This window comes from Streptomyces sparsus (assembly GCF_054776295.1).
In genome coordinates, this window is sequence record NZ_BAAHCA010000544.1 from 1 (window position 1) to 3,348 (window position 3,348).

At 71.5% G+C, this 3,348-nt stretch carries 2 protein-coding genes; one reads left to right on the forward strand and one right to left on the reverse strand.

Annotation, left to right across the window (positions count from 1 at the left end; genetic code table 11):
- Nucleotides 1–29 precede the first annotated feature (29 nt).
- A complete protein-coding gene (locus ACYVE9_RS19925) occupies nucleotides 30–857 on the reverse strand; it encodes a TetR/AcrR family transcriptional regulator (protein ID WP_461029247.1) in 828 nt (275 codons plus the stop codon).
- 72 nt (nucleotides 858–929) lie between these two features.
- Between ACYVE9_RS19925 and ACYVE9_RS19930 the strand changes: the two genes are divergently transcribed.
- A complete protein-coding gene (locus tag ACYVE9_RS19930; RefSeq protein ID WP_461029248.1) occupies nucleotides 930–3,320 on the forward strand; it encodes an ATP-binding cassette domain-containing protein in 2,391 nt (796 codons plus the stop codon).
- Nucleotides 3,321–3,348 lie beyond the last annotated feature (28 nt).

Below are 3,348 nucleotides of genomic sequence, written 5' to 3' on the forward strand. Positions count from 1 at the left end.
CCGTGGGCCCGCCGCACGGGCAGGTCCGCTCACGCGCCCTCGGGCGGGTCGGCCGGGGGCGCGGTGGCTGCGGCGTGTTCGGCGGTGGTGATGCCGTCGAGCAGGACGGTCAGGCCGGTGGTGAAGGCGCTGCGGGCGGCCTGTTCGAGGTACGGGACGGTCTCGTCCTCCGGTTCGAAGGCGCGCTCGCCCTCCAGCCGGGTCAGGAGCGGGAAGCGGGCGGCGAAGTCCGGCGCGACCTCCTCCAGCATCGCGGAGCGGGAGTACCACCACTCGTCGTCGGACATCCCGGTGGTCGCCGCCGCCTGGCGGGACTCGGCGACGGCCTGGGCGGCGCCGCGCACGTAGTGCACGAGGGCGCCGACGATGCCGGTCTGCACGCGGGCCGGCAGGCCGGTGCCGCTGAGCACGCGCAGCAGGGTCTCCATGAAGACGAACTCGTTCGGGCCGAGCACCGGGCGGGCCTGGGACACCTGGAGCATCCAGGGGTGCCGCACGTAGAAGGCCATCATGTCGTCGGCCCAGGCGGCGAGCGCGGGCCGCCACCCCTGCGACACGTCGTAGGAGGTGGGCAGTTCGGCCAGTGCGCGGTCGTGCATGAGGTCGAGCAGTTCGCTCTTGCTGGGCACGTAGGTGTAGAGCGCCATGGCCGTCCGGCCGAGCCGGTTGCCGACCGCCCGCATGGAGAGCGCGGACATTCCCTCGGTGTCGGCGAGTGAGATCGCCGCGTCCACGATGGCGTCCACGCTGAGCGCGGGCTTGGGGCCCGGCGTGGGGCGGGCCGGGGCCGAGGCGGTGTCGCGCCACAGCAGGGCCATCGACCGACGGGCGTCGCCCTGTCCGGCGAACACGGCCATCAGCAACTCCTTACGGCGTAATGTAATGTGCGCGGGTAACTCTTTACGGCGTAAAGATACCAGGAGGTCGTGATGGGCTCCGAACCCTCCGGGGAGCGGTTCCAACCGTCCGCACCACACGCACATCCACTCCCGCACCAGCCACCCCCACCCCAGCCTTCCCCGAGCCAGCCGAGCGCGTCCCCGCAGCGAGCCGACGGCCGCGCCGCGGCGGACAGCCACGACCTGATCCAGGTCCGGGGCGCCCGGGAGAACAACCTCGCCGACATCTCGCTGGACATACCCAAGCGCCGCCTGACGGTGTTCACCGGCGTGTCCGGATCCGGCAAGTCCTCGCTGGTCTTCGGCACGATCGCGGCCGAGTCGCAGCGGTTGATCAACGAGACCTACACCGCGTTCGTCCAGTCGTTCATGCCGACCCTGGGCCGCCCGGACGTGGACGCGCTGCACAACCTGAGCGCCGCGATCGTCGTCGACCAGGAGCGTATGGGCGTCAACTCCCGCTCCACGGTGGGCACCGCCACCGACGCCTACACCCTGCTGCGCATCGTCTTCAGCCGGGTCGGCGTGCCGTACGCCGGTTCCGCCACCGCGTTCAGCTTCAACAGCCCGGAGGGCATGTGCCCCGAGTGCGAGGGGCTGGGCCGGGTGTCGGCCATCGACGTCGACCAACTCGTGGACGTCGAACTGTCGTTGAACGAGGGTGCGATCACCGTGCCCGGCTTCGCGGTCGGTTCCTGGTACTGGCAGGTCATCGCGCACTCCGGGCTGGTCGATCCGGACGCCAAGCTGAAGGACTACACCTCCCAGCAGTGGGAGGACCTGCTGCACAAGCCGGCCACCAAGCTCACCGTCAACGGCGGCAACCTCAGCTACGAGGGCCTGGTGGTGAAGGTGCAGCGGGTGTACCTCGCCAAGGACCGGGAGTCGATGCAGTCCCACATCCGGGCGTTCGTGGACCGGGCGGTGGCCTTCACGTCCTGCCCGTCGTGCGGCGGCCGCAGGCTGAACAGCGCGGCGCTGTCCGCGAAGGTCAACGGGAGGGACATCGCCGAGTGCGCGGCGATGCAGATCAGCGACCTGGCGGAGTTCAGCCGGGAGGTCGACGACGCCTCGGTGGGGCCGGTGGTGGCGTCACTGCGCCACACCCTGGAATCGCTGGTCGAGATCGGACTGGGGTACCTCAGTCTCGACCGGGAGGCCAGCACGCTCTCCGGCGGCGAGGCGCAGCGGGTGAAGATGGTGCGGCACCTCGGGTCCAGCCTGACCGACGTCACCTACGTCTTCGACGAGCCGACCGTGGGGCTGCACCCGCACGACATCCGGCGCATGAACGACCTGCTGCTGCGGCTCCGGGACAAGGGCAACACGGTGCTGGTGGTGGAGCACAAGCCGGAGGTGGTCGCGATCGCCGACCACGTGGTGGATCTCGGCCCGGGGGCCGGCGCCGCCGGCGGTGAGGTCTGCTACGTGGGGGACGTGCCGGGGCTGCGGGCCTCCGGCACCCTCACCGGACGGCACCTGGGCCACCGGGCGAGGCTGCGGGAGAAGGTCCGGGAGCCGCGCGGGACGCTGCCGATCCGCGGCGCCGGCCGGCACAACCTGCGCGACGTGGACGTGGACATCCCGCTGGGGGTGCTGACCGCCGTCACGGGCGTCGCCGGTTCGGGCAAGAGCTCACTGATCCACGGCTCACTGCCGGGCCGCCCGGGTGTGGTGACCGTCGACCAGTCGCCGATCCGCGGGTCGCGGCGCAGCAACCCGGCGACCTACACCGGGCTGCTCGACTCGGTGCGGGCGGCCTTCGCGAAGGCCAACGGCGTCAAGCCGGGCCTGTTCAGCGCCAACTCCTCGGGTGCCTGCCAGCACTGCAAGGGCATCGGTCTCGTCTACACCGACCTGGCGATGATGGCCGGTGTCGCCTCCGTCTGCGAGCAGTGCGAGGGCAAGCGGTACATGCCCGAGGTGCTGACCCACAAGCTGCGCGGCAAGGACATCAGCGAGGTCCTGGCCATGTCGGTGGCGGAGGCGTTCGACTTCGTCGGTCCGGGCGCCGCCCGCGCGGTGCTGGCCAGGCTGGTCGACGTGGGCCTGTCCTACCTCGGCCTCGGCCAGCCGCTGACGACCCTCTCCGGCGGCGAGCGGCAGCGGCTCAAACTGGCCATCCACATGGCGGAGAAGGCCGCCACCTACGTGCTGGACGAGCCGACGACCGGGCTGCACCTGGCCGACGTCGACCAACTGCTCGCGCTGCTCGACCGGTTGGTGGACGACGGCAACACCGTGATCGTCGTCGAGCACCACCAGGCGGTGATGGCCCACGCGGACTGGATCATCGACCTGGGGCCGGGCGCGGGCCAGGACGGCGGCCGGGTCGTCTTCACCGGCACGCCCGCCGACCTGGTGGCGCACGGCGACTCGCTTACCGCCCGCCACCTGCGGGAGTACGTGGCCGCCGGCTGAGGCAGGGGGCCGGGCGGCCGAGCGGGGC

Bases quoted from the DNA above. Each gene is read 5' to 3' on its own strand.
- ACYVE9_RS19930 (WP_461029248.1), top strand. From the start codon at position 930: ATGGGCTCCGAACCCTCCGGGGAGCGGTTCCAACCGTCCGCACCACAC.
- ACYVE9_RS19925 (WP_461029247.1), bottom strand. From the start codon at position 857: ATGGCCGTGTTCGCCGGACAGGGCGACGCCCGTCGGTCGATGGCCCTG.